Annotated in this window: 18 protein-coding genes and 2 riboswitches; of the genes, 5 read left to right on the forward strand and 13 right to left on the reverse strand. The window is 70.9% G+C overall.

Features of this window, described 5'->3' with window-relative positions; translation table 11 throughout:
* Positions 1-4: 4 nt before the first annotated feature.
* The 11 genes from OG357_RS11495 to OG357_RS11545 all read right to left on the reverse strand — a co-directional run bounded on the left by OG357_RS11495 (position 5) and on the right by OG357_RS11545 (position 12,076).
* Entirely contained in the window at positions 5-1,168 is a 1,164-nt protein-coding gene (locus OG357_RS11495) for a cysteine desulfurase family protein (RefSeq protein ID WP_329621049.1), read from the reverse strand.
* Between the two features lie 141 nt (positions 1,169-1,309).
* Entirely contained in the window at positions 1,310-2,179 is an 870-nt protein-coding gene (locus tag OG357_RS11500; RefSeq protein ID WP_329621050.1) for a thioesterase family protein, read from the reverse strand.
* Between the two features lie 23 nt (positions 2,180-2,202).
* Positions 2,203-2,880 carry a trimeric intracellular cation channel family protein gene (locus tag OG357_RS11505; protein ID WP_329621051.1) on the reverse strand — a complete coding sequence of 226 codons (678 nt, stop codon included), beginning with the start codon at positions 2,878-2,880 and terminating at the stop codon, positions 2,203-2,205.
* 75 nt (positions 2,881-2,955) lie between these two features.
* Complete coding sequence (locus OG357_RS11510) at positions 2,956-4,119, reverse strand: ABC transporter ATP-binding protein (RefSeq protein WP_329625565.1); 1,164 nt, start codon at positions 4,117-4,119, stop codon at positions 2,956-2,958.
* 8 nt (positions 4,120-4,127) lie between these two features.
* On the reverse strand, positions 4,128-5,234 hold the full coding sequence (locus OG357_RS11515; protein ID WP_329621052.1) for an ABC transporter ATP-binding protein: 1,107 nt from the start codon (positions 5,232-5,234) through the stop codon (positions 4,128-4,130).
* Positions 5,231-6,229, reverse strand: coding sequence for an ABC transporter permease (locus OG357_RS11520; RefSeq protein WP_329621053.1), 999 nt, complete (start codon positions 6,227-6,229; stop codon positions 5,231-5,233). The genes OG357_RS11515 and OG357_RS11520 overlap by 4 nt, the downstream gene beginning before the upstream one ends.
* Positions 6,230-6,343: 114 nt before the next feature.
* The gene (locus OG357_RS11525; protein WP_329621054.1) at positions 6,344-8,119 is read right to left on the reverse strand and encodes an ABC transporter substrate-binding protein; all 1,776 of its coding nucleotides are present in this window, start codon (positions 8,117-8,119) and stop codon (positions 6,344-6,346) included.
* Between the two features lie 119 nt (positions 8,120-8,238).
* Positions 8,239-9,276, reverse strand: a complete 1,038-nt coding sequence (locus tag OG357_RS11530; RefSeq protein ID WP_329621055.1) for an ABC transporter permease — start codon at positions 9,274-9,276, stop codon at positions 8,239-8,241.
* A 363-nt stretch (positions 9,277-9,639) separates the two neighbouring features.
* Positions 9,640-10,431 (reverse strand): enhanced serine sensitivity protein SseB C-terminal domain-containing protein, encoded by a 792-nt coding sequence (locus OG357_RS11535; RefSeq protein WP_329621056.1) that lies wholly within the window; start codon positions 10,429-10,431, stop codon positions 9,640-9,642.
* 89 nt (positions 10,432-10,520) lie between these two features.
* Entirely contained in the window at positions 10,521-11,261 is a 741-nt protein-coding gene (locus OG357_RS11540; protein ID WP_329621057.1) for an enhanced serine sensitivity protein SseB, read from the reverse strand.
* Positions 11,262-11,401: 140 nt separating this feature from the next.
* On the reverse strand, positions 11,402-12,076 hold the full coding sequence (locus OG357_RS11545) for an AAA family ATPase (RefSeq protein ID WP_329621058.1): 675 nt from the start codon (positions 12,074-12,076) through the stop codon (positions 11,402-11,404).
* 151 nt (positions 12,077-12,227) lie between these two features.
* Positions 12,228-12,326: riboswitch (glycine riboswitch) on the forward strand.
* A gap of 1 nt (position 12,327) precedes the next feature.
* Positions 12,328-12,440, forward strand: a riboswitch (glycine riboswitch).
* Between the two features lie 59 nt (positions 12,441-12,499).
* On the opposite strand from OG357_RS11545, the gene gcvT reads away from it, so the two are divergent.
* The 5 genes from gcvT to OG357_RS11570 all read left to right on the forward strand — a co-directional run bounded on the left by gcvT (position 12,500) and on the right by OG357_RS11570 (position 17,561).
* Positions 12,500-13,624, forward strand: a complete 1,125-nt coding sequence (gene gcvT / locus OG357_RS11550) for a glycine cleavage system aminomethyltransferase GcvT (RefSeq protein ID WP_329621059.1) — start codon at positions 12,500-12,502, stop codon at positions 13,622-13,624.
* A 77-nt stretch (positions 13,625-13,701) separates the two neighbouring features.
* Positions 13,702-14,079 carry a glycine cleavage system protein GcvH gene (gene gcvH, locus OG357_RS11555; RefSeq protein WP_329621060.1) on the forward strand — a complete coding sequence of 126 codons (378 nt, stop codon included), beginning with the start codon at positions 13,702-13,704 and terminating at the stop codon, positions 14,077-14,079.
* 31 nt (positions 14,080-14,110) lie between these two features.
* On the forward strand, positions 14,111-15,379 hold the full coding sequence (gene glyA, locus OG357_RS11560; protein WP_329621061.1) for a serine hydroxymethyltransferase: 1,269 nt from the start codon (positions 14,111-14,113) through the stop codon (positions 15,377-15,379).
* 158 nt (positions 15,380-15,537) lie between these two features.
* Entirely contained in the window at positions 15,538-16,908 is a 1,371-nt protein-coding gene (locus OG357_RS11565; RefSeq protein ID WP_329621062.1) for an L-serine ammonia-lyase, read from the forward strand.
* A gap of 77 nt (positions 16,909-16,985) precedes the next feature.
* On the forward strand, positions 16,986-17,561 hold the full coding sequence (locus OG357_RS11570; protein ID WP_329621063.1) for a DUF7010 family protein: 576 nt from the start codon (positions 16,986-16,988) through the stop codon (positions 17,559-17,561).
* Between the two features lie 15 nt (positions 17,562-17,576).
* Here OG357_RS11570 and OG357_RS11575 read toward each other — a convergent pair whose 3' ends face one another.
* Both OG357_RS11575 and OG357_RS11580 read right to left on the reverse strand, forming a co-directional pair.
* Positions 17,577-18,494, reverse strand: coding sequence for a CopD family protein (locus OG357_RS11575; protein ID WP_329621064.1), 918 nt, complete (start codon positions 18,492-18,494; stop codon positions 17,577-17,579).
* 68 nt (positions 18,495-18,562) lie between these two features.
* The gene (locus OG357_RS11580; RefSeq protein ID WP_329621065.1) at positions 18,563-18,778 is read right to left on the reverse strand and encodes an EF-hand domain-containing protein; all 216 of its coding nucleotides are present in this window, start codon (positions 18,776-18,778) and stop codon (positions 18,563-18,565) included.
* Positions 18,779-18,860 lie beyond the last annotated feature (82 nt).

Below are 18,860 nucleotides of genomic sequence, written 5' to 3' on the forward strand. Positions count from 1 at the left end.
GGCCTCAGCTGAGGCCGGCGGTCCTCGCGCGTTCCACGGCCGGGCCGATCGCCTCGGCGACGGCCGTCACGTCCTCCTCGGTGGAGGTGTGGCCCAGGGAGAAGCGCAGGGTGCCCCGGGCCAGGTCCGGGTCGGTGCCCGTGGCGAGCAGGACGTGGCTGGGCTGGGCGATGCCGGCGGTGCAGGCGGAGCCGGTGGAGCAGGCGATGCCGGCGGCGTCGAGCAGCAGGAGCAGGGAGTCGCCCTCGCAGCCCGGGAAGGTGAAGTGGGCGTTGGCGGGGAGCCGCTCGACGGGGTCGCCGCCGAGGATCGCGTCGGGGACGAGCGTACGGACGGCGGTGACGAGCTCGTCGCGCAGGGCGCCGACCTCGCGGGCGAACTCCTCGCGGCGCTCGGTGGCGAGCCGGGCGGCGACGGCGAAGGCGGCGACGGCGGGCACGTCGAGGGTGCCGGAGCGGACGTGCCGCTCCTGGCCGCCGCCGTGCAGGACGGGCACGGGGGTGTACTCGCGGCCGAGGAGCAGGGCGCCGATCCCGTACGGGCCGCCGATCTTGTGGCCGGAGACGGTCATCGCGGCGAGGCCGGAGGCGGCGAAGTCGACGGGGACCTGGCCGACCGCCTGGACGGCGTCGGCGTGCAGGGGTACGCCGAACTCGGCGGCGACGTCGGCGAGTCCGCGGACCGGCATGACGGTGCCGATCTCGTTGTTCGCCCACATGACGGTGGCGAGGGCGACGGATCCGGGGTCGCGGGCGATCGCCTCGCGCAGGGCCTCGGGGTGGACCCGGCCGTAGCGGTCGACGGGCAGGTACTCGACGTCGGCGCCCTCGTGGCCGGCGAGCCAGTCGACGGCGTCGAGGACGGCGTGGTGCTCGACCGGGCTGGCGAGGACGCGGGTACGGCGCGGGTCGGCGTCGCGGCGGGCCCAGTAGAGGCCCTTCACGGCGAGGTTGTCGGCCTCGGTGCCGCCGGAGGTGAGGACGACCTCGCTGGGCCGCGCGCCGAGCGCGGCGGCGAGCGTCTCGCGCCCTTCCTCGACGGTCCGCCGGGCGCGCCGGCCGGCGGCGTGCAGGGAGGAGGCGTTGCCCGTGACGGCGAGGTGGGCGGTCATCGCCTCGATCGCCTCGGGCAGCATGGGCGTGGTCGCGGCGTGGTCGAGGTAAGCCATGGTGGGTCGATTCTACGAGCCCACCGCGGCAGCCTCGGCGGCTGGCCTGTTTACGTCCCTGCCCACTCCGTCACGCGGGTCGCCCGGGGCGTCGGCCGCCCCGGGTTTCAGCCGCGCGGGAGCTTCAGCCGCGCGGGGGTTTCAGCCGCGCGGGGCGCGGGCCAGTTGGCGGGACTGGGCGACCAGGCGGTCGGCGCTGTCCCAGACCTCGGCGTCCTCCTCCAGGAAGCCGCCGGCGAGGTTGCGGGTCGTGATGGAGACCCGCAGGGGGCCGGGGGCCGGGCGGCAGCGGACGTGGGTGGTGAGCTCCACGGTCGGGGTCCAGCCCTTGAGGCCGAGCTCGAAGGAGGTCGGCGGCAGCGCGTCGACCGTGAGCAGCAGGGAGAGCGCGTCCGGCGCGCGGCCGTCGGCGAGGCCGAACCAGGCCCGCATCTCGCCCTTGCCGGACGGGGCGCCGACCGCCCAGCCCACGCAGGCCGGGTCGAGGCGGAGGTCCAGGCGGTCGGCGATGGCGGAGGAGCCGGGGATCCTCGGGGCCGGGTTGTCGGCGGCGCTGAAGCAGTTCTCGATCGGGGCGAACGCGGGCGGCGTCGCGGTGGTGCGGACGTCGTCGGCGAGGGCGTCGAGGTCGCCGTACGAGGCGAGGACGCGGATGCGCTCGACCTCGGTGCCGTCCTCGGCGTACTGGAAGAGCGAGGCCTGCCCGGTGGAGAGGGTCCGGCCGGTGCGGACGGTCTCGGTCCGGATCACCGCGGGCCCGGGCACGGACGGCGTGAGGTAGTGCGCCGAGATCGTGAACGGGTCCGGGTGCGGGAGGTGGTCGCCGAGGGCGCGGCCGAGCAGGGCGAGGAGATAGCCGCCGTTGACGGCCTGGATGATCGTCCAGCCGGCGGAGAGGTCGGCGTCGTAGACGCCGGGGGCCCGGAGGGTGACGGCGGTGTCGCGGTCGAACTCGCTCGCGGTCTCGACGGCGGTCGTCGCGGCGGCGGTCGTCTCGGTGCTCGTGCTCATGGCTCCGACGGTACACCGGCTCATTACTGAGCGGTAGCTTTTTGCGGTTCCTCGCGTGCGGAGGAGCGGCGGTTCCAGGCGCGGGGCGCGCGCCAGTGGTAGTGCATCGCGAGGAGGCGGAGGACGAAGGCCGTGAGGACGGCGGCGCCGCTGGTGAAGGCGTTGAGCATGTCGAAGCGGATGCAGAGCACGACCATCGTCGCTCCGACGATCGCGGGGACGGCGTACAGGTCGCGGTCCCAGCGCAGCAGGGACGGCACCTCGTTGGCGAGCACGTCCCGCAGGACGCCGCCGCCGACGGCGGTCGCCAGCCCGAGCGCGGCGGAGGAGGTGAGGCCGAGGCCGTAGTCGTACGCCTTCGTCGTGCCGGTCACGCAGAACAGCCCGAGGCCGGCCGCGTCGAAGACGTTGACGGCGCGCTGGGTCCGCTCGACCTCCGGGTGGAGGAAGAAGACGAGGACGGTCGCGACCAGCGGCATGACGAAGTAGCCGAGATCGGTGAAGGCGGCCGGAGGTACGGCGCCGATGATCAGGTCGCGGAGGAGACCGCCGCCGAGGGCGGTGACCTCGGCGAGGACCGCTATGCCGAAGACGTCGAAGTTCTTGCGGACGGCGAGGAGCGCGCCGGAGATGGCGAAGACGAAGATGCCGACGAGGTCCAGGGCGTGCTGGACGTCGGGGCTGAACAGATCGTGGAGCACCGCCCCATTGTCCCGGTTGTGTCCGCGGGACGACGGAGGCCCCTGCCGCATCGGTGCGGCAGGGGCCTCCGGGTGTCACGCCTTGGGCGCTTCGCCCTCGGTCGACGGCTCCGAGTCGGACTCGGGCGCCGCCGCGGACTCGGCCTCAGCCGAGGCCTCAGCCGAGGCCTCGGTCGCGGACTCCGCCTCGGCCTCCGTCGCCTTCTCCTCGGTCTTCGTGATCTCGACCGACTCCCGGGCCCCCGGGATCGTCAGGCCCTCCGTGTTCTCCGGGTGGTGGCAGGCCACACGCTGGCCCGGCCGGAGTTCCAGGAGCGGGGGCTCCTGGGTCTTGCAGAGGTCCGTCGCCTTCCAGCACCGGGTGTGGAAGCGGCAGCCCGGCGGCGGGGCGATCGGGGACGGGACGTCGCCGGTGAGCAGGATGCGGTCGCTCTTGGCGCCCCGGCGGCGCGGGTCCGGGATCGGGACCGCGGACATCAGGGCCCGGGTGTACGGGTGCATCGGGTTCTCGTACAGGGACTTGCGGTCCGCGAGCTCGACGACCTTGCCGAGGTACATCACCGCGATGCGGTCCGAGACGTGCCGGATGACCGAGAGGTCGTGCGCGATGATCACGTACGTGAGGCCGAGCTCCTGCTGGAGGTCGTCCAGCAGGTTGACCACCTGGGCCTGGATGGAGACGTCCAGGGCCGACACCGGCTCGTCCGCCACCACCAGCTTCGGCTTCAGGGCCAGGGCCCGGGCGATGCCGATGCGCTGGCGCTGACCGCCCGAGAACTCGTGCGGGTAGCGGTTGTAGTGCTCGGGGTTGAGGCCCACGAGACCCAGGAGGCGCTGGACCTCCTTCCGCACACCGCCCTCGGGCTCGACGCCCTGGAGCTTGAAGGGCGCGGAGACGATCGTGCCGACCGTGTGGCGCGGGTTCAGCGAGCCGTACGGGTCCTGGAAGATCATCTGGATGTCCCGGCGGAACGGGCGCATCCCGCCGACTCCCAGGTGGGAGATGTCCTTGCCCTGGAACTCGACCGTGCCGTCGGTCGGTTCGAGGAGCCGGGTGATGAGCCGGCCCATCGTGGACTTGCCGCAGCCGGACTCGCCGACGACGCCGAGGGTCTCACCGGGCAGGACCTCGAAGTCGATCCCGTCGACCGCCTTGACCGCACCGGTCTGGCGCTGGAGAAGCCCCTTCTTGATGGGGAAGTGCTTCTTCAGGCCGGTGACCTTGAGGAGGGGTTCCATGGTCTCGCTCACAGTTTCGGCGCAATCTCTTCGGTCCAGATCCGGGTGCGCTCCTCCTGCGGCATGTGGCAGGCCGAGAAGTGGCGGTCGCCGGCCGGCGCCAGCTCGGGCCGCTGGGTGCGCGTGATGCCGCCCTTGGGGACGTCCGCGTACGGGCAGCGGGGGTTGAAGGCACAGCCGCTCGGGATGTTGATGAGGCTGGGCGGGTTGCCCTTGACCGGGATGAGCCGCTCGGTCTGCTCGCGGTCGATCCTCGGCATCGAGCCGAGCAGACCCCAGGTGTAGGGGTGCTGCGGCTCGTAGAAGACGGATTCGGCCGGTCCGCGCTCGACACAGCGCCCGCCGTACATCACGAGGATGTCGTCGGCGAGCTCGGCGACGACGCCGAGGTCGTGGGTGATGATGACGACCGCCGAGCCGAACTCCTTCTGGAGGTCCCGCATCAGGTCGAGGATCTGCGCCTGCACGGTCACGTCGAGCGCGGTGGTCGGCTCGTCCGCGATGAGCAGTTCGGGGTTGTTGACGAGCGCCATGGCGATCATCGCGCGCTGGCGCATGCCGCCGGAGAACTCGTGCGGGTAGTTCTCGAACCGCTTGGCGGGCTCGGGGATGCCGACCCGGTCGAGGAGTTCGACGGCCCGCCGGCGCGCCGTCTTCTTGTCCACGTTGTTGTGGACGCGGTACGCCTCCACGATCTGGTGGCCGATCGTGTAGTACGGGTGCATCGCGGACAGCGGATCCTGGAAGATCATCGCCATCTCGCGGCCGCGCATCTTGCGGACCTCGTCGGGGTCCGCGGAGAGCAGCTCGCGGCCGTTGAGCCAGATCTCGCCGGAGATCCTCGCCTTCTGGCGGCCGTACTGGCCGACCGTGTGCAGGCCCATGATGCCGAGCGACGTGACCGACTTGCCGGAGCCGGACTCGCCCACGATGCCGAGGGTCTTGCCCTTCTCCAGCTGGAAGCTGAGGCCGTCGACCGACTTGACCAGACCGTCGTCGGTCGGGAAGTGGATCTTCAGGTCGCGTACGTCGAGGAAGGCGTCCGACGGGGCGTCCTTCGAGCGGGCGACGGGCTCTCCGAGCGCCGCGCCCGTCTTCGTCAGCTTGTCGGTCATGCGAGCCTCACTCGGGGGTCGATCACCGCGTACAGAAGGTCCACCACGAGGTTGGCGACGACCACGCAGGCGGCGGTGATGAGGGTGACCGCCAGGATCAGCGGCAGGTCACGCTCGCTCACGCCCTTGATGGCCAGGCCGCCGAGGCCGTGGAGGCTGAACGCGGTCTCCGTCAGGATCGCGCCGCCGACGAGGGCGCCGAGGTCCATGCCGAAGATGGTCAGGATGGGGGTCATGGTGGAGCGCATCGCGTGCTTGCCGAGCACGACCGGCTCCGGCAGACCCTTGGCCCGCGCCGTACGGATGTAGTCCTCGCCGAGGACCTCCAGCATGGTGGCGCGGGTGAGCCGCGCGTACATCGCCGCGTACAGGAAGGCGAGGGTGACCCAGGGCAGGAGCAGCCCGCCGAACCAGCCGCCGAACGACTCGGTGATCGGCGTGTACGTGGCGTCGACCCAGCCGAGCTCCGTACGGAAGACGAGCATCGCCAGCATGGCGGTGAAGAAGATGGGGAGCGAGACGCCCGCGAGCGCGGTGATCATCGCCGCGCGGTCGATGATCGTGCCGCGCTTGAGCGCGGAGATCACACCCGTGGACACACCGAGGACCAGCCACAGCACGGCGGCGCCGAGGACCATGGAGAGGGTCACGGGGAAGGCGTCGACGATCATCGTCCACACCTCCTGCTCGGTGCGGAACGAGTAGCCGAAACAGGGCATCGCGCAGTGGATGGTTTCGCCACCGCCCGTGTAGTCCCGGCCGACGAAGATGCCGGAGACGAAGTGCCAGAACTGAACCAGGATCGGCTCGTCCAGGCCCAGCTTCTGACGGATGCCCTCAATGGATGCCGGATCCGCCTGCTTGCCGACGAACATCGCGGCAGGGTCGCTGCCGGTCATCTTGGGGATGAGGAAGAAGATGCTGAGCGTCACGAGCGTGACGACGAGCAGCATCGCGACGACTGCGAAGAGCCGTCGGACTATGTATGCAAGCATGCGGTCGGCCGGTCGGCGGCAGGGGGACCCGATCGGATCCCCCTGCCGCCGCCCTCGGCCATCACCTGCCCTTCGGACCTGGCGGCGGGTGGTGCGCCGGTGAAGCGGGTCGGATTACTTGACGACGCCGAGCGACGCGTAGTCGTAGCGGCCGTTGTAGGCGTCCGCCGTGTAGACGTTGGTCAGCCTGGAGCTGCGCCAGATGATGTTCTTCTCGTGGGTGAAGGGCAGGTAGACCGCGGCCTCCGAGACCTTCGTGTTGATCTGCTTGTAGAGCTCGCCGGCCTTGTCGGGGTCGGTCTCCTTCAGTGCCTGGTCGAACAGGCCGTTGATGGCCTTGTCGTTCAGCTGGGAGAAGTTGTTGTTACCGCTCTGGAGGATGAAGCGGCCGTCGACCAGCGGCTGGAGGAAGCCCTGCCCGGTCGGGAAGTCGGCGCCCCAGCCCATGATGATGATGCCGTAGCCCTTGTCCTTGACGACCTTCGGCGAACCGATGATGCCGGACGTCTGGGCGCCGTCGAACAGGTCGATCTGGGCGTCGATGCCGACGGCCTTCAGCGAGTTCTGGAGGGACTCGGCGGTCGCGATCTCGACCTTCTTGTTGTTGCGGACCGCGATCGTGGTCTTGAAGCCGTCCGGCTTGCCGCACTTCTTGAGCGCGTCCTTCGCCTTGGCGAGGTCCGGCGCGCCGCCGAGCTTGCCGTACGGGTCGGCCTTCGCGTCGGCACCCTTGAGCGCCGGCGGCAGCATGTTGGTGGCGATGTCGCCACCGCCCTGCGGGCCGCCACGGGCGGTCTGGAGGGACTTGGAGTCGGCCGCGTAGATGATGGCCTTGCGGCACTCGATGTTGGGGATCACCGTCTGCGGGAAGACCGCGTAGCGGATGAAGCCCGTCTGCGGGTTGTCGACGTTGCCCTTGTGCTGCTGGAGCACCTTCTGGCGCGCGGCGGCACCGACACCCGTCGCGTTGATGTCGAGGTCGTACTCGCCCTCGACCAGACGGTTGTCCATGTCGTCGGCGTTCGTGGTGAACGTGACGCTGATCTTGTCCGGCAGGGCCTTGCGGATGGTGTCCGTCTTGGAGTCCCACTTGTCGTTGCGGACAAGCTTGATGGACTTGTTCGGCGTGTACGACTCCCACTTGTACGGACCGGAGGAGAAGGGCTTCAGCTGGTACTTGGCCTTGGTGTCCTTGTCCTGGCGGACCGGGGACGCGGCGGGCATGGCCAGCATCTGCAGGAAGTCACCGTTGGCGACCGGCAGCTTGAAGATGATGGTCTTGTCGTCCGGGGTCTCGATCGCCTTGAGGCCGAGCTTGTCCGCGGAGGTGTCCTTGTACGGGCCCTTGTACTCGCCCTTGGGGTCCAGGACCTGCTGGAGGTAGATCGGGCCGCCGGAGATGACGTCCTGGGCCCAGATGCGCTCGATGCCGTACTTGATGTCCTTGGAGGTGATCGGCTTGCCGTCCTCCCAGGTGACCCCGTCCTTCAGCGTGAAGGTGTAGGTCAGGCCGTCGGCCGAGACCTTGCCGGCGTCGGTGGCGAGGTCCGGGACGAGCTCGGTGGAGGCGGCGCCCGGCTCGGCCTTGAAGGTGACCAGCTGGCGGGTGTAGTAGCGGGCGAAGTCCCACACGAAGCCGTAGTAGCCGCGCTGCGGGTCCCACGAGTCGGCCTCCTGCGAGCCGATGAACTTCAGCTCGCCGCCCTTCTTGTCCGAGGGGTTGGCGACCTTGTTCACGGCGGCGTTGAAGCCGGCCGTGCCCGCCTTGTTGCCGTCCTTGCCGTCCGTCTTGCCGCCGTCGCCGCCGCACGCGGTGGTGACGACCATCGTGGCCGCTGCCAGCAGCGCGCCCGCGGCGATTCTGCGCCTCTGAGAGCTCATCAGAGTCATGGGTCTCGCAACCTCCGGAGTAGTGGCGGCCGTCATGTCGGTCCGCCGTTGGGGGATGAGCCTCCTGTCGCCAGCGGCAGGGGCGGGGCTTGTGTCGTCTTGGGTCCGTCGACGAGCGGTCAGCGGGAGCCCTTCGGGTCGAGCGCGTCACGCACGCCGTCGCCGAAGAGGTTGAACGCCAGGACGGTGATGAAGATCGCGAGGCCCGGGATCACCATGAAGACGGGGTCCGCCTCGTACGTGGTGATGGCCGTCGACAGCATCTGCCCCCAGGAAGCGGTGGGAGGCTTCACACCCGCGCCGAGGAAGCTGAGCGCCGCTTCGGTGAGGATGTTGGTGGGGATCATGAGGGTCGCGTAGACCATGATCGGGGCGATCAGGTTGGGGAGCAGCTCGCGGCGCAGGATGTAGAGGCGGCCGGCGCCCAGGCTCTGGGCGGCCTCGACGTACTCGCGGTTGCGCAGCGAGAGGGTCTGGCCGCGGACGATGCGGCCCACGTACGGCCAGCCGAAGAAGCCGATGACGACCACCAGCGCGGCGATGCGCACGCCGGAGCCGTCGAGGCCGAGGAGCTCGTTGGGCAGCACCGAGACCAGGGCGATCGTGAAGAGCAGCTGCGGGAAGGCGAGCATGACGTCCATGACCCGGCTGAGGACCGCGTCGATCCAGCCGCCGAAGTAGCCCGCGACGATGCCGAGGACCGTGCCGAGGACGACGGCGAAGACCGCCGCGAGGAAGGCGACGAGCAGCGAGATCCGGGCGCCGTAGACGATGCGGCTGAAGACGTCGCGGCCGTTGACCGGCTCGACGCCCAGGAGGAAGTCGGAGCTGATGCCGCCCCAGGACCCGATCGGCGTGCCGAAGAGCGGGTCGATCTGGTCCTCGTGGAAGTCGTTCGGCGGGTGGCCGAGGAGACCGACGATGACCGGGGCGAAGATCGCGACCAGGATGAGGAAGACGACGACGAAGGCGCCCGCGAGGGCGAGTTTGTCGCGCTTCAGGCGCGTCCAGGCGATCTGCCAGGGCGAGCGGCCCTGGATCGCCTTGGCGGAGGCGTCTGAGCTGCCGGAGTTGTCCGGAGTGCCGGGAGCGTCGGGCGCGCCGACGACGGTGGCGGTCGACTCGCCCGCACTCGTCTCGTGCAGTGGTGCCGTCATCGTGGTGAGGACCCCTCTCGGCCGCCGGTAGCCGGCCCTTGCCCTGCCGCGGGTAGCGGCTCGGTGGAACAACCTGCGGGGCTTCGATTCGAAGGGAGCCGAACGCCCGGTGTTCCGGGGAGTCTTCAATGCCTCCGCGATCACCCGCCAGCCCTGACGAGGAATGTTTGCTCAAACGTGATGCGGTGCTGCGACTTCCGTTATCCGGACGTCGCGATCACCTGAGCGGACCATCTCGGGTCCTCTTCACCGCAATCGGACATGTCACACAACTAGGCGTTCGAGGTGCGGTATTGGGGCGAACAACGGCCTCCGGAGAGGACTCCGGAGGCCGTTGGGGCAGGAAGGGGAAAGAGTGACGTCTCAGTATCCGGACTGGGCCGGCGGCGGGTAGCCGTATCCCGGCACGGCGGCGGATCCGCGTCCGGCGTGCGCCTCCCGGTCGTAGAAGGGCCGCGCGTTGGCACTCAGCCAGAGGGCCACCGGGTCGTACGCGTCGGAGAGCGCGACCGTCGAGACGGGCAGCCCGTCGGGCACGGCGGAGATCGACTGGCGCATCATCGCGCGGACGGAGTCGACGGCGGCCGCGGACGTGTCGTACAGGTCGAGTCCGACGGCGAGGTACGGGGAGCCGAGCGCGGGCTGCACCCAGCCGCGGCGCAGCGACCGGACGGCCGGCGTGCGGTGCGCGTTCTGCGTGAGCAGGGCGTAGAACTGCGGGATCTCCAGTGCCGGCTCGCTGACGCGCAGCGGCCCGGCGGGCATCCGGTCGAGGCCGGTGGCGATCCGGCGCAGGTCGGCCCACGGGATGCCGACGCCGCCGCCGGGGGCGTGCGGATTCAGCCAGATGCCCCAGCGGTCGGGGTAGAGGGCGCGGGCCATCTCACGGCCGGTGACGAGCTCGTGGGCGCGGTTCCAGCCGGAGGCGGCGAGCTCCTGCGCGGAGGTCACGCAGGGCGCGTAGCCGAAGCCGTCGACCTCCATGTTCCCGTACTGGGCGTCGGACGAGCCGGCCGAACCCTGCCAGAGCAGCATCCAGACCTCGCCGTCGGCCAGGGCGTGCAGCAGCCGCTCGTACGCGTCGTAGCGTCCGGGTGCCACCTGGCGCAGCATGTGCTCGACCTGACCGGTCGCAGCGGTGCCTGACGCGCTCACCCTGGGTCCCGCCCCTCTTCCGTTCACCACGTCCGCCCGGACGTCGTCTGTCCGGCTACCGATTCAGTTCAGCTTAAACAGGGTGCCGCTCACCCGGCGGCGCGCTGGTAGAAGGGGCGTACCCGCTCCAGCATCCAGTCGCCGACCGGGTCCTGCGCCATGTCGAGCAGGATGAGGTTGACCGGCCAGGCGACCTCGACGCGGCCGAGGGCGCGGCCGAGGGCGTCCAGGGGGGCGTTGCGGTCGACGCCGTCCCAGGCGGCGAGCTGGACGCCGATGAAGAGGGCGGGTTCGGTGCCCTCGACGCTCGCGAGGGCGCGGCGGGCGGTGGCGACGACGCCCGTGGCCTCGAACTCGGCGGACGCGGCGGCGAGGAAGTCGACGGGGTCGTCCTGCCAGTCGGGCTCGAAGAGCCGGACGCGGCCGCCGGTGGCCGGGCCGTCGAGCGGGGTGCGGCCGGTCCGGCAGAGTTCCGCCACGGCGGGCGGGGGCAGCGGGACGCCGACGGTGCCGCCGGGGTTCACGGCGATGCCCAGCTGCGGGGGCAGGCCGCGGGCGAAGTCGCGGGCGGGGGCGACGGTGTAGGACATGTGCGTGCCGACACAGGCGACGAACTGCTGCTCGGAGCTGAAGACGGGGACGAAGGCCGCGCCGTCGATCTCCATCGTGGCGAGGTCCAGGTCGGGACTGTCGGGACCGCCGCCGTTGGGCAGCGGGATCCAGACCGGGCTGCGGCCCAGCACCTCGACCAGTCGGCCCCCTGCGCCGGGGTTGCCGAGCGAGGCGGCCAGCACCTCTTCGAGCTCATTGCCCGGCCACGTCACGTCCACGGTCCCACTTCCCCTGTTCTCGCGCGGGCGCACCCTCCCGCGCCGCCCCGCAGCACCCTAACGCCGCCCCGGAGCCGCCGTGGCCAAAAGCAGGGGGTACGAGCAAGAGGGACGGCCCTCGGGCCGCGTCGGGGGCGCCCTCAGGCCGCGTCGCGGAAGCCGATCCTCCGCAGGGCGTCCGCGGCGTCCCGGTCCAGGAGCGTCGCGGACGCGCAGCCGTGCGGCAGGGCGCCGGACTCGGCGGCCCGCAGGAGCCGGCCGACGGCCCGCCGGTGCCGGGCGAAGGCGTAGGCGGAGACACCGCGGCCCCGGGCGCGCTGGCCGTCGCGCGCGATGTCCGGGCCGACGTCGAGCAGGACCAGGTGCAGGGCGCCGCCGCGGCGCCGCGCCTCGCGGGCGAGCCAGCGCCGCACCCAGGACTGGGTGCCGCAGTCGTGCACGACGACGCTCGCGCCGGAGCGCAGGGCGCGGCGCAGTCCGGCGTAGTGCGCGAGCCGGACCAGGGGGCGGTAGACCGCGTACGGCAGGAGGCGCGGCATGCGGGCCTCCCAGCGCTCGCGGACGTCCTGGGAGTCGATGCCCCGGCCTTCGGCGGCGCGTCTCATGAGGGTGGACTTGCCGCTGCCGGGCAGCCCGGAGACGACGACGAGGTCGCCGGCGGCGAAGGTGAGGGCACGGGGCCCCCGGCCGCCGCGCTCGCGCAGGTCCCGCAGGAGCCGGCCTCGGCGGCCGGTTCTGGCCCTGGTCCGGGCCCGGGCACGCTGGGACGGTATGCCGGTACTGGTCCCGTATGCGCCGGTGTGCTGAATCCTCATCGTTGCTCCCCCTGCCGGGCCTCAGGAGACCCTTGCCCACAAAGTGTAAAGAAGCGGTAATGAGATACAAGTGATGTGCCGCGCGGAGCACGCGTGCAATGATGTGCGCGCCAGGCGCGCTCAGTCGCCATACAACCTCATACCGGCCGCTCGAATCCGCGCGGGAGAGTTCCGGAACGCCTCGGCGTCCGGACGCCGAAGGAGCAAGACCCTCCCTTGAATCTCTCAGGCCCCGTACCGCGTGGATGAGGCAGATCTGAAAAGCGGGACACCCTGCCGTGTCCCCACCCAAGGTGCAAGCCGACCTCTCGTGTGACGAGATGCTCTCGGTGAACCTCTCAGGTTCCATGACAGATGGGGAGGACGTCCTCGCCCGTCATGTGTTTCGTCACCGAACCGCCCTTGGGATCCGGGAGCCACCCCATGAGCACTGCCCCCCGTCTGACCGCCCTCGATGCGCTGCATCGTTCGCTGGGCGCGACCATGACCGACTTCGCGGGCTGGGACATGCCCCTGCGCTACGCCAGCGAGCGGGACGAGCACATCGCCGTCCGGACCAAGGCGGGCCTCTTCGACCTCTCCCACATGGGCGAGATCACCGTCACCGGGCCGCAGGCCGTCGAGCTCCTCGACCACGCCCTCGTCGGCAACATCTCCACGGTGGGCGTGGGCCGCGCCCGCTACACGATGATCTGCCAGGAGGACGGCGGCATCCTCGACGACCTGATCGTCTACCGCCTCGGCGAGACCGAGTACATGGTCGTCGCGAACGCCTCGAACGCGCAGATCGTCCTGGACGCGCTGACCGAGCGCGCGGCCGGCTTCGACGCCGAGGTCCGCGACGACCGTGACGCGTACGCCCTGATCGCGGTCCAGGGCCCGGAGTCCCCCGGCATCCTGAAGTCGCTCACCGACGCCGACCTGGACGGGCTGAAGTACTACGCCGGTCTGCCCGGCACGGTCGCCGGCGTGCCCGCGCTGATCGCCCGTACCGGCTACACCGGCGAGGACGGCTTCGAGCTGTTCCTGAAGCCCGAGCACGCCGAGGGCGTGTGGAAGGCGCTGACCGAGGCGGGTACCCCGGTCGGCCTCATCCCCTGCGGCCTGTCCTGCCGCGACACGCTCCGCCTGGAGGCGGGCATGCCGCTGTACGGCCACGAGCTGACGACCGCCCTCACCCCCTTCGACGCCGGTCTCGGCCGGGTCGTCAAGTTCGAGAAGACGACCAACGACGGCCGCTTCGTCGGCCGTGAGGCGCTCGAGAAGGCCGCCGAGCGCGCCGAGACCGCCCCGCCGCGCAAGCTCGTCGGCCTGGTCGCCGAGGGCCGCCGGGTCCCGCGCGCCGGGTTCTCCGTCGTCAAGGACGGCGTGGTGATCGGCGAGGTGACCTCGGGCGCCCCGTCCCCGACCCTCGGGAAGCCGATCGCGATCGCCTACGTGGACGCGGCGCACGCCACGCCCGGCACCGAGGGTGTAGGTGTGGACATCCGCGGCACCCACGAGGCGTACGAGGTCGTGGCGCTGCCGTTCTACAAGCGCCAGAAGTGACGCAGTCGTCTCATCCCGGGTCTCATCCCGCGAGACCCACGTTCATCAGTACTCCCCCGATCCAGGAGAATCAGGTCATGAGCAACCCCCAGCAGCTGCGCTACACCAAGGAGCACGAGTGGCTGACGGCCGCCGAGGACGGCGTCGCGACGGTCGGCATCACGGAGTTCGCGGCCAACGCGCTCGGTGACGTCGTCTACGCCGACCTCCCCGAGGTCGGCGCGACCGTCACCGCGGGCGAGACCTGTGGCGAGCTGGAGTCGACGAAGTCCGTGAGCGACCTGTACTCCCCCGTCACGGGTGAGGTCGTCGCCAGGAACCAGGACGTGGTGGACGACCCGTCGCTGGTGAACTCGGCTCCGTTCGAGGGTGGCTGGCTGTTCAAGGTACGTGTCGCGGGCGAGCCGGACGAGCTGCTCTCCGCCGACGAGTACACCGCGTTCTCCGCCGGCTGAGACCGGGCCCGAGACCCCTAGGGATCGATTCATGTCGCTTCTGAACACTCCCCTCCACGAGCTGGACCCCGACGTCGCCGCCGCCGTCGACGCCGAGCTCCTTCGTCAGCAGTCCACCCTCGAGATGATCGCCTCGGAGAACTTCGCTCCGGTCGCGGTCATGGAGGCCCAGGGCTCCGTCCTCACCAACAAGTACGCCGAGGGCTACCCGGGCCGCCGCTACTACGGCGGCTGCGAGCACGTCGACGTGGCCGAGCAGATCGCGATCGACCGGGTCAAGGACCTGTTCGGCGCCGAGTACGCCAACGTCCAGCCGCACTCCGGCGCCTCCGCGAACCAGGCCGCCCTCTTCGCGATCGCCCAGCCCGGCGACACGATCCTGGGTCTGGACCTGGCGCACGGCGGCCACCTCACCCACGGCATGCGCCTGAACTTCTCCGGCAAGCAGTTCAACGTGGTCGCGTACCACGTGGACGAGGCCGGTCTGGTCGACATGGCCGAGGTCGAGCGCCTCGCCAAGGAGCACCGCCCCAAGGTCATCATCGCGGGATGGTCCGCCTACCCGCGTCAGCTGGACTTCGCGGAGTTCCGCCGGATCGCCGACGAGGTCGAGGCGTTCCTGTGGGTCGACATGGCCCACTTCGCGGGCCTGGTCGCGGCCGGTCTGCACCCGAACCCGGTCCCGTACGCGGACGTGGTGACCTCCACCACGCACAAGACGCTCGGCGGCCCCCGCGGCGGCATCATCCTCGCGAAGAAGGCGTTCGCGAAGAAGCTGAACTCCTCGGTCTTCCCCGGCTTCCAGGGCGGCCCGCTGGAGCACGTGATCGCGGCCAAGGCCGTCTCCTTCAAGGTCGCGGCCTCGGAGGACTTCAAGGAGCGCCAGCAGCGCACCCTGGACGGCGCCCGCATCCTCGCCGAGCGCCTGGTCCAGGACGACGTCACCGCGCACGGTGTCTCGGTCCTGTCCGGCGGTACGGACGTGCACCTGGTCCTGGTCGACCTGCGGAACTCCGAGCTCGACGGCCAGCAGGCCGAGGACCGGCTCCACGAGGTCGGCATCACGGTCAACCGGAACGCCGTTCCGAACGACCCGCGGCCGCCGATGGTCACCTCGGGTCTGCGCATCGGCACGCCGGCGCTCGCGACCCGCGGCTTCGGGACCGAGGACTTCACCGAGGTCGCCGACATCATCGCGGAGACCCTGAAGCCGGGCTTCGACGGCGAGAAGGCCGAGGCCCTCAAGGCCCGGGTGACCGCGCTGGCCGACAAGCACCCGCTGTACCCCGGCCTGAAGTAATTTCGTACCCTTTTGTTCGTACGAACGTTTGGGGCATCGCGCACACTGAAGGGTGAGCGCGGTGCCCCACCCCGTGTCGTGCCCCGTTTCGATCTTCCTGCTCCGTTCTGCACCACCCCGGCAGACAACGGCGTCTAGCCCCCACAAGGAGTCCCTCCGTGGCCATCTCGGTCTTCGACCTGTTCTCGATCGGTATCGGCCCGTCGAGCTCCCACACGGTGGGCCCGATGCGCGCGGCCCGGATGTTCGCCCGCCGGCTCAAGAACGAGGGCCTGCTCGCCCACACCGCGGCCATACGCGCGGAGCTGTACGGCTCGCTGGGCGCGACCGGCCACGGCCACGGCACCCCCAAGGCGGTGCTCCTCGGCCTGGAGGGCAGCTCGCCCCGCACGGTGAACGTCGAGACCGCGGACGACGAGGTCGAGCGGATCAAGTCGAGCGGCCGGATCAACCTCCTCGGCGCGCACGAGATCCCCTTCGACTTCGACGCCGACCTGATCCTGCACCGCCGCAAGGCGCTCCCGTACCACGCCAACGGGATGACGATCTTCGCGTACGACGCCGAGGGCGCGCTGGTCCTGGAGAAGACGTACTACTCGGTCGGCGGCGGCTTCGTCGTCGACGAGGACGCCGTCGCGGGCGAGAACCCGATCGTCCCCGACGACACCGTCCTGAAGTACCCCTTCCGCACCGGTGACGAACTGCTGCGGCTCGCCAAGGAGACCGGCCTCTCGATCTCCTCGATGATGCTGGAGAACGAGAAGGCCTGGCGCACCGAGGAGGAGATCCGCGCGGGTCTCCTGGAGATCTGGCGGGTCATGCAGGCCTGCGTCTCGCGCGGCATGTCCCGCGAGGGCATCCTGCCCGGCGGCCTGAAGGTGCGCCGCCGCGCCGCGAACACGGCCCGCAAGCTGCGCTCCGAGGGCGACCCCGCGGCACTCGCGATGGAGTGGATCACCCTCTACGCGATGGCCGTGAACGAGGAGAACGCGGCGGGCGGCCGGGTGGTCACCGCCCCGACGAACGGCGCGGCCGGCATCATCCCGGCGGTCCTGCACTACTACATGAACTTCGTGCCCGGCGCGGATGAGGACGGCATCGTCCGCTTCATGCTGGCGGCCGGCGCGGTCGGCATGCTCTTCAAGGAGAACGCCTCCATCTCCGGCGCCGAGGTCGGCTGCCAGGGCGAGGTCGGCTCGGCCTGCTCGATGGCGGCCGGCGCGCTCGCCGAGGTCCTCGGCGGCACCCCCGAGCAGGTGGAGAACGCGGCCGAGATCGGCATGGAGCACAACCTGGGCCTGACCTGCGACCCGGTCGGCGGCCTCGTGCAGATCCCGTGCATCGAGCGGAACGGCATGGCGGCGGTCAAGGCGGTCACGGCCGCGAAGATGGCGATGCGCGGCGACGGCAGCCACCTGGTCTCCCTCGACAAGGTCATCAAGACCATGAAGGAGACGGGCGCGGACATGAGCGTCAAGTACAAGGAGACCGCGCGCGGCGGTCTCGCGGTGAACATCATCGAGTGCTGAACCGTTTCACCGCACGGCCTGGCGCCGGTGCTCCGGAAGAGGCACCTCCGCCGGGCCGTCGCTGTAGTGTCCGCGTCATGACGACGCAGACTCAGACGGAGACCGCCGACGCGGAATGTCTTGCCCTCACCCGCAGCCTGAGGCGCCGCGGCGCGATCGTCCTCGCCGTGTTCGGCCTCGTCTGGGCCTTCGCGGGAGGTTCCGGGATCGCGGCGGCTCCGGCGTCGGTCGCCGTCGGCGTGGTCGCGGCCGTCGTGACCGCCGGCGCGGTCGTGATCGCCTTCCGGGGCACCAGGGGCCCGGTGAACCGCCCGGTCCGGCTGCCGGAGAAGTGGAACCGCGGGGTCGGCCTGGTCAACGCCGCCGAGCTCGTGGCGATCTTCGCAGTGATCGCCGCGTCGAACGCCTCGGGCCACCCGGAGTTCATCCCGGTCGGGATCGGTCTCGTCGTCGGACTGCACTTCTTCCCCCTGGCGCGCCTCTTCGACCAGCGGCAGTACACGGGGACGGCGGTCGCCCTGACGGCGGTCGCCCTGGTGGGTCTCGCTGTCCTCGCGGCCGGCTCCTCGGCGGAGACGATCCGCGCGGTGGTGGGCCTGGGCGCGGCGGTCGTGCTGTGGGCCTCGTCCTTCCACGTGGCCCTGAAGGGCTGAGCGGCTTTCTCGGGTTCAGGGCGCGATCCAGTGCGGGTCGGGCACGACCGTGAGGAGTGCCGAGACGACGACGATCACCCCGAGCGCGGCCACTTCGATCCGCGCCGGGGCCTCGGCGTCGCCGCCGGACAGCATCCGGCTCCTGGCCGCCACGGCCAGCAGGCTCACCCCGCCGAACAGCAGCAGCTTGACCAGCAGGATCCGGCCGTAGGCCGTGGTCAGGACGGCGTCCGACGGCAGCCTCCGAAGGGTGGAGGCCGTGCCGGTGACGACGAGGGCCGCGTAGACGCAGGCGGCCATCCGGGCGTAGCGGACGAGGACCTCGCGGCCGCCGCGCCGCAGCCGCATGGTGCGCAGCACGTACAGGAGCGTGCCGAGCCACAGTGAGGCGCCCGTGAGGTGGACGACGGTGAGTCCGATGCCCACGAGCGGGGTGTACGTCTCGGTGTGGGCCCGCACCGCCTCGGTCACGACCGCGACGGCGAGCGGGGCGGCGGCGAGGCCCGGGCGGCGGGAGGCGGCGCACACGGCGGCCAGGGCGAAGGCGTTGGCGGTGACGAGCAGCAGGCGGCCCTCGCGCAGCCCGTAGACGACGGGCAGGCTCAGCCCGCTGACGACGGCGAGGAGCAGCAGGAGTCCGGCGGAGGCGGCCGCGGCGAGCAGGGCGGCGGGCACGGACAGGGCGCGGGGCCGGGGCCCGTCCCCGGCGAGGCGGCGTCCAACAAATTCGCCGACGTGGACGGCGAGGCCCGTGAGGACGAGGAAGCGCAGGAGCGCGGTGGTGCCGGCGGCGGGTATCCGGAGCTCGCCGGTGCCCGTCTGGGCGAGGCCGGCCCCCAGCAGGGCGAGGCCGATGACGGCGATGGCGGCGACCGCGGCGAGGACCGCCGCCGTAGGACGGCTCGGGGTGCCGAAGGGTCCGGGAAGCGTCACCGGACGATCGTCACCGAGCCCCGGACGGGCGGCAACTCAGCGTTGCGCCGCCCGCCCGGGCGGGCGGATCAGGCCTTGCTGTAGTGGGCCCAGAACTCGTCCCAGGACAGGACGCCGTCGCCGTTGCTGTCACGCTGCTTGATGAGCACCTCGGCGACCGTCTCGGTGACGTTGAAGTCGCCGAACTGCGCCATGAGGCTCTTGTACTCCGCGGCGGTGATGAAGCCGTCCCCGTCCGCGTCGAACTTGTTGAATGCCGTGCGTGCCGACTCGATGTCCGCCACTGCTTCCGCCCCTTCTCGGTGCTTATCTGACGGTGGTCAGATTAGCGGGCCCGCCGCTGCCGGATGAGGGCGGTACGACGGC

It is taken from the genome of Streptomyces sp. NBC_01255, from assembly GCF_036226445.1.
In the GTDB taxonomy this organism is placed as follows: Bacteria; Actinomycetota; Actinomycetes; order Streptomycetales; family Streptomycetaceae; genus Streptomyces.

Excerpts from the sequence above, each read along its gene's own strand:
- OG357_RS11525 (WP_329621054.1), bottom strand. The coding sequence starts at position 8,119 with ATGACTCTGATGAGCTCTCAGAGGCGCAGAATCGCCGCGGGCGCGCTG.
- OG357_RS11570 (WP_329621063.1), top strand. The coding sequence starts at position 16,986 with ATGACGACGCAGACTCAGACGGAGACCGCCGACGCGGAATGTCTTGCC.
- OG357_RS11515 (WP_329621052.1), bottom strand. The coding sequence starts at position 5,234 with ATGACCGACAAGCTGACGAAGACGGGCGCGGCGCTCGGAGAGCCCGTC.
- OG357_RS11495 (WP_329621049.1), bottom strand. The coding sequence starts at position 1,168 with ATGGCTTACCTCGACCACGCCGCGACCACGCCCATGCTGCCCGAGGCG.
- OG357_RS11530 (WP_329621055.1), bottom strand. The coding sequence starts at position 9,276 with ATGACGGCACCACTGCACGAGACGAGTGCGGGCGAGTCGACCGCCACC.
- glyA (WP_329621061.1), top strand. The coding sequence starts at position 14,111 with ATGTCGCTTCTGAACACTCCCCTCCACGAGCTGGACCCCGACGTCGCC.
- gcvT (WP_329621059.1), top strand. The coding sequence starts at position 12,500 with ATGAGCACTGCCCCCCGTCTGACCGCCCTCGATGCGCTGCATCGTTCG.
- OG357_RS11545 (WP_329621058.1), bottom strand. The coding sequence starts at position 12,076 with ATGAGGATTCAGCACACCGGCGCATACGGGACCAGTACCGGCATACCG.
- OG357_RS11510 (WP_329625565.1), bottom strand. The coding sequence starts at position 4,119 with ATGGAACCCCTCCTCAAGGTCACCGGCCTGAAGAAGCACTTCCCCATC.
- OG357_RS11520 (WP_329621053.1), bottom strand. The coding sequence starts at position 6,229 with ATGCTTGCATACATAGTCCGACGGCTCTTCGCAGTCGTCGCGATGCTG.
- OG357_RS11500 (WP_329621050.1), bottom strand. The coding sequence starts at position 2,179 with ATGAGCACGAGCACCGAGACGACCGCCGCCGCGACGACCGCCGTCGAG.
- gcvH (WP_329621060.1), top strand. The coding sequence starts at position 13,702 with ATGAGCAACCCCCAGCAGCTGCGCTACACCAAGGAGCACGAGTGGCTG.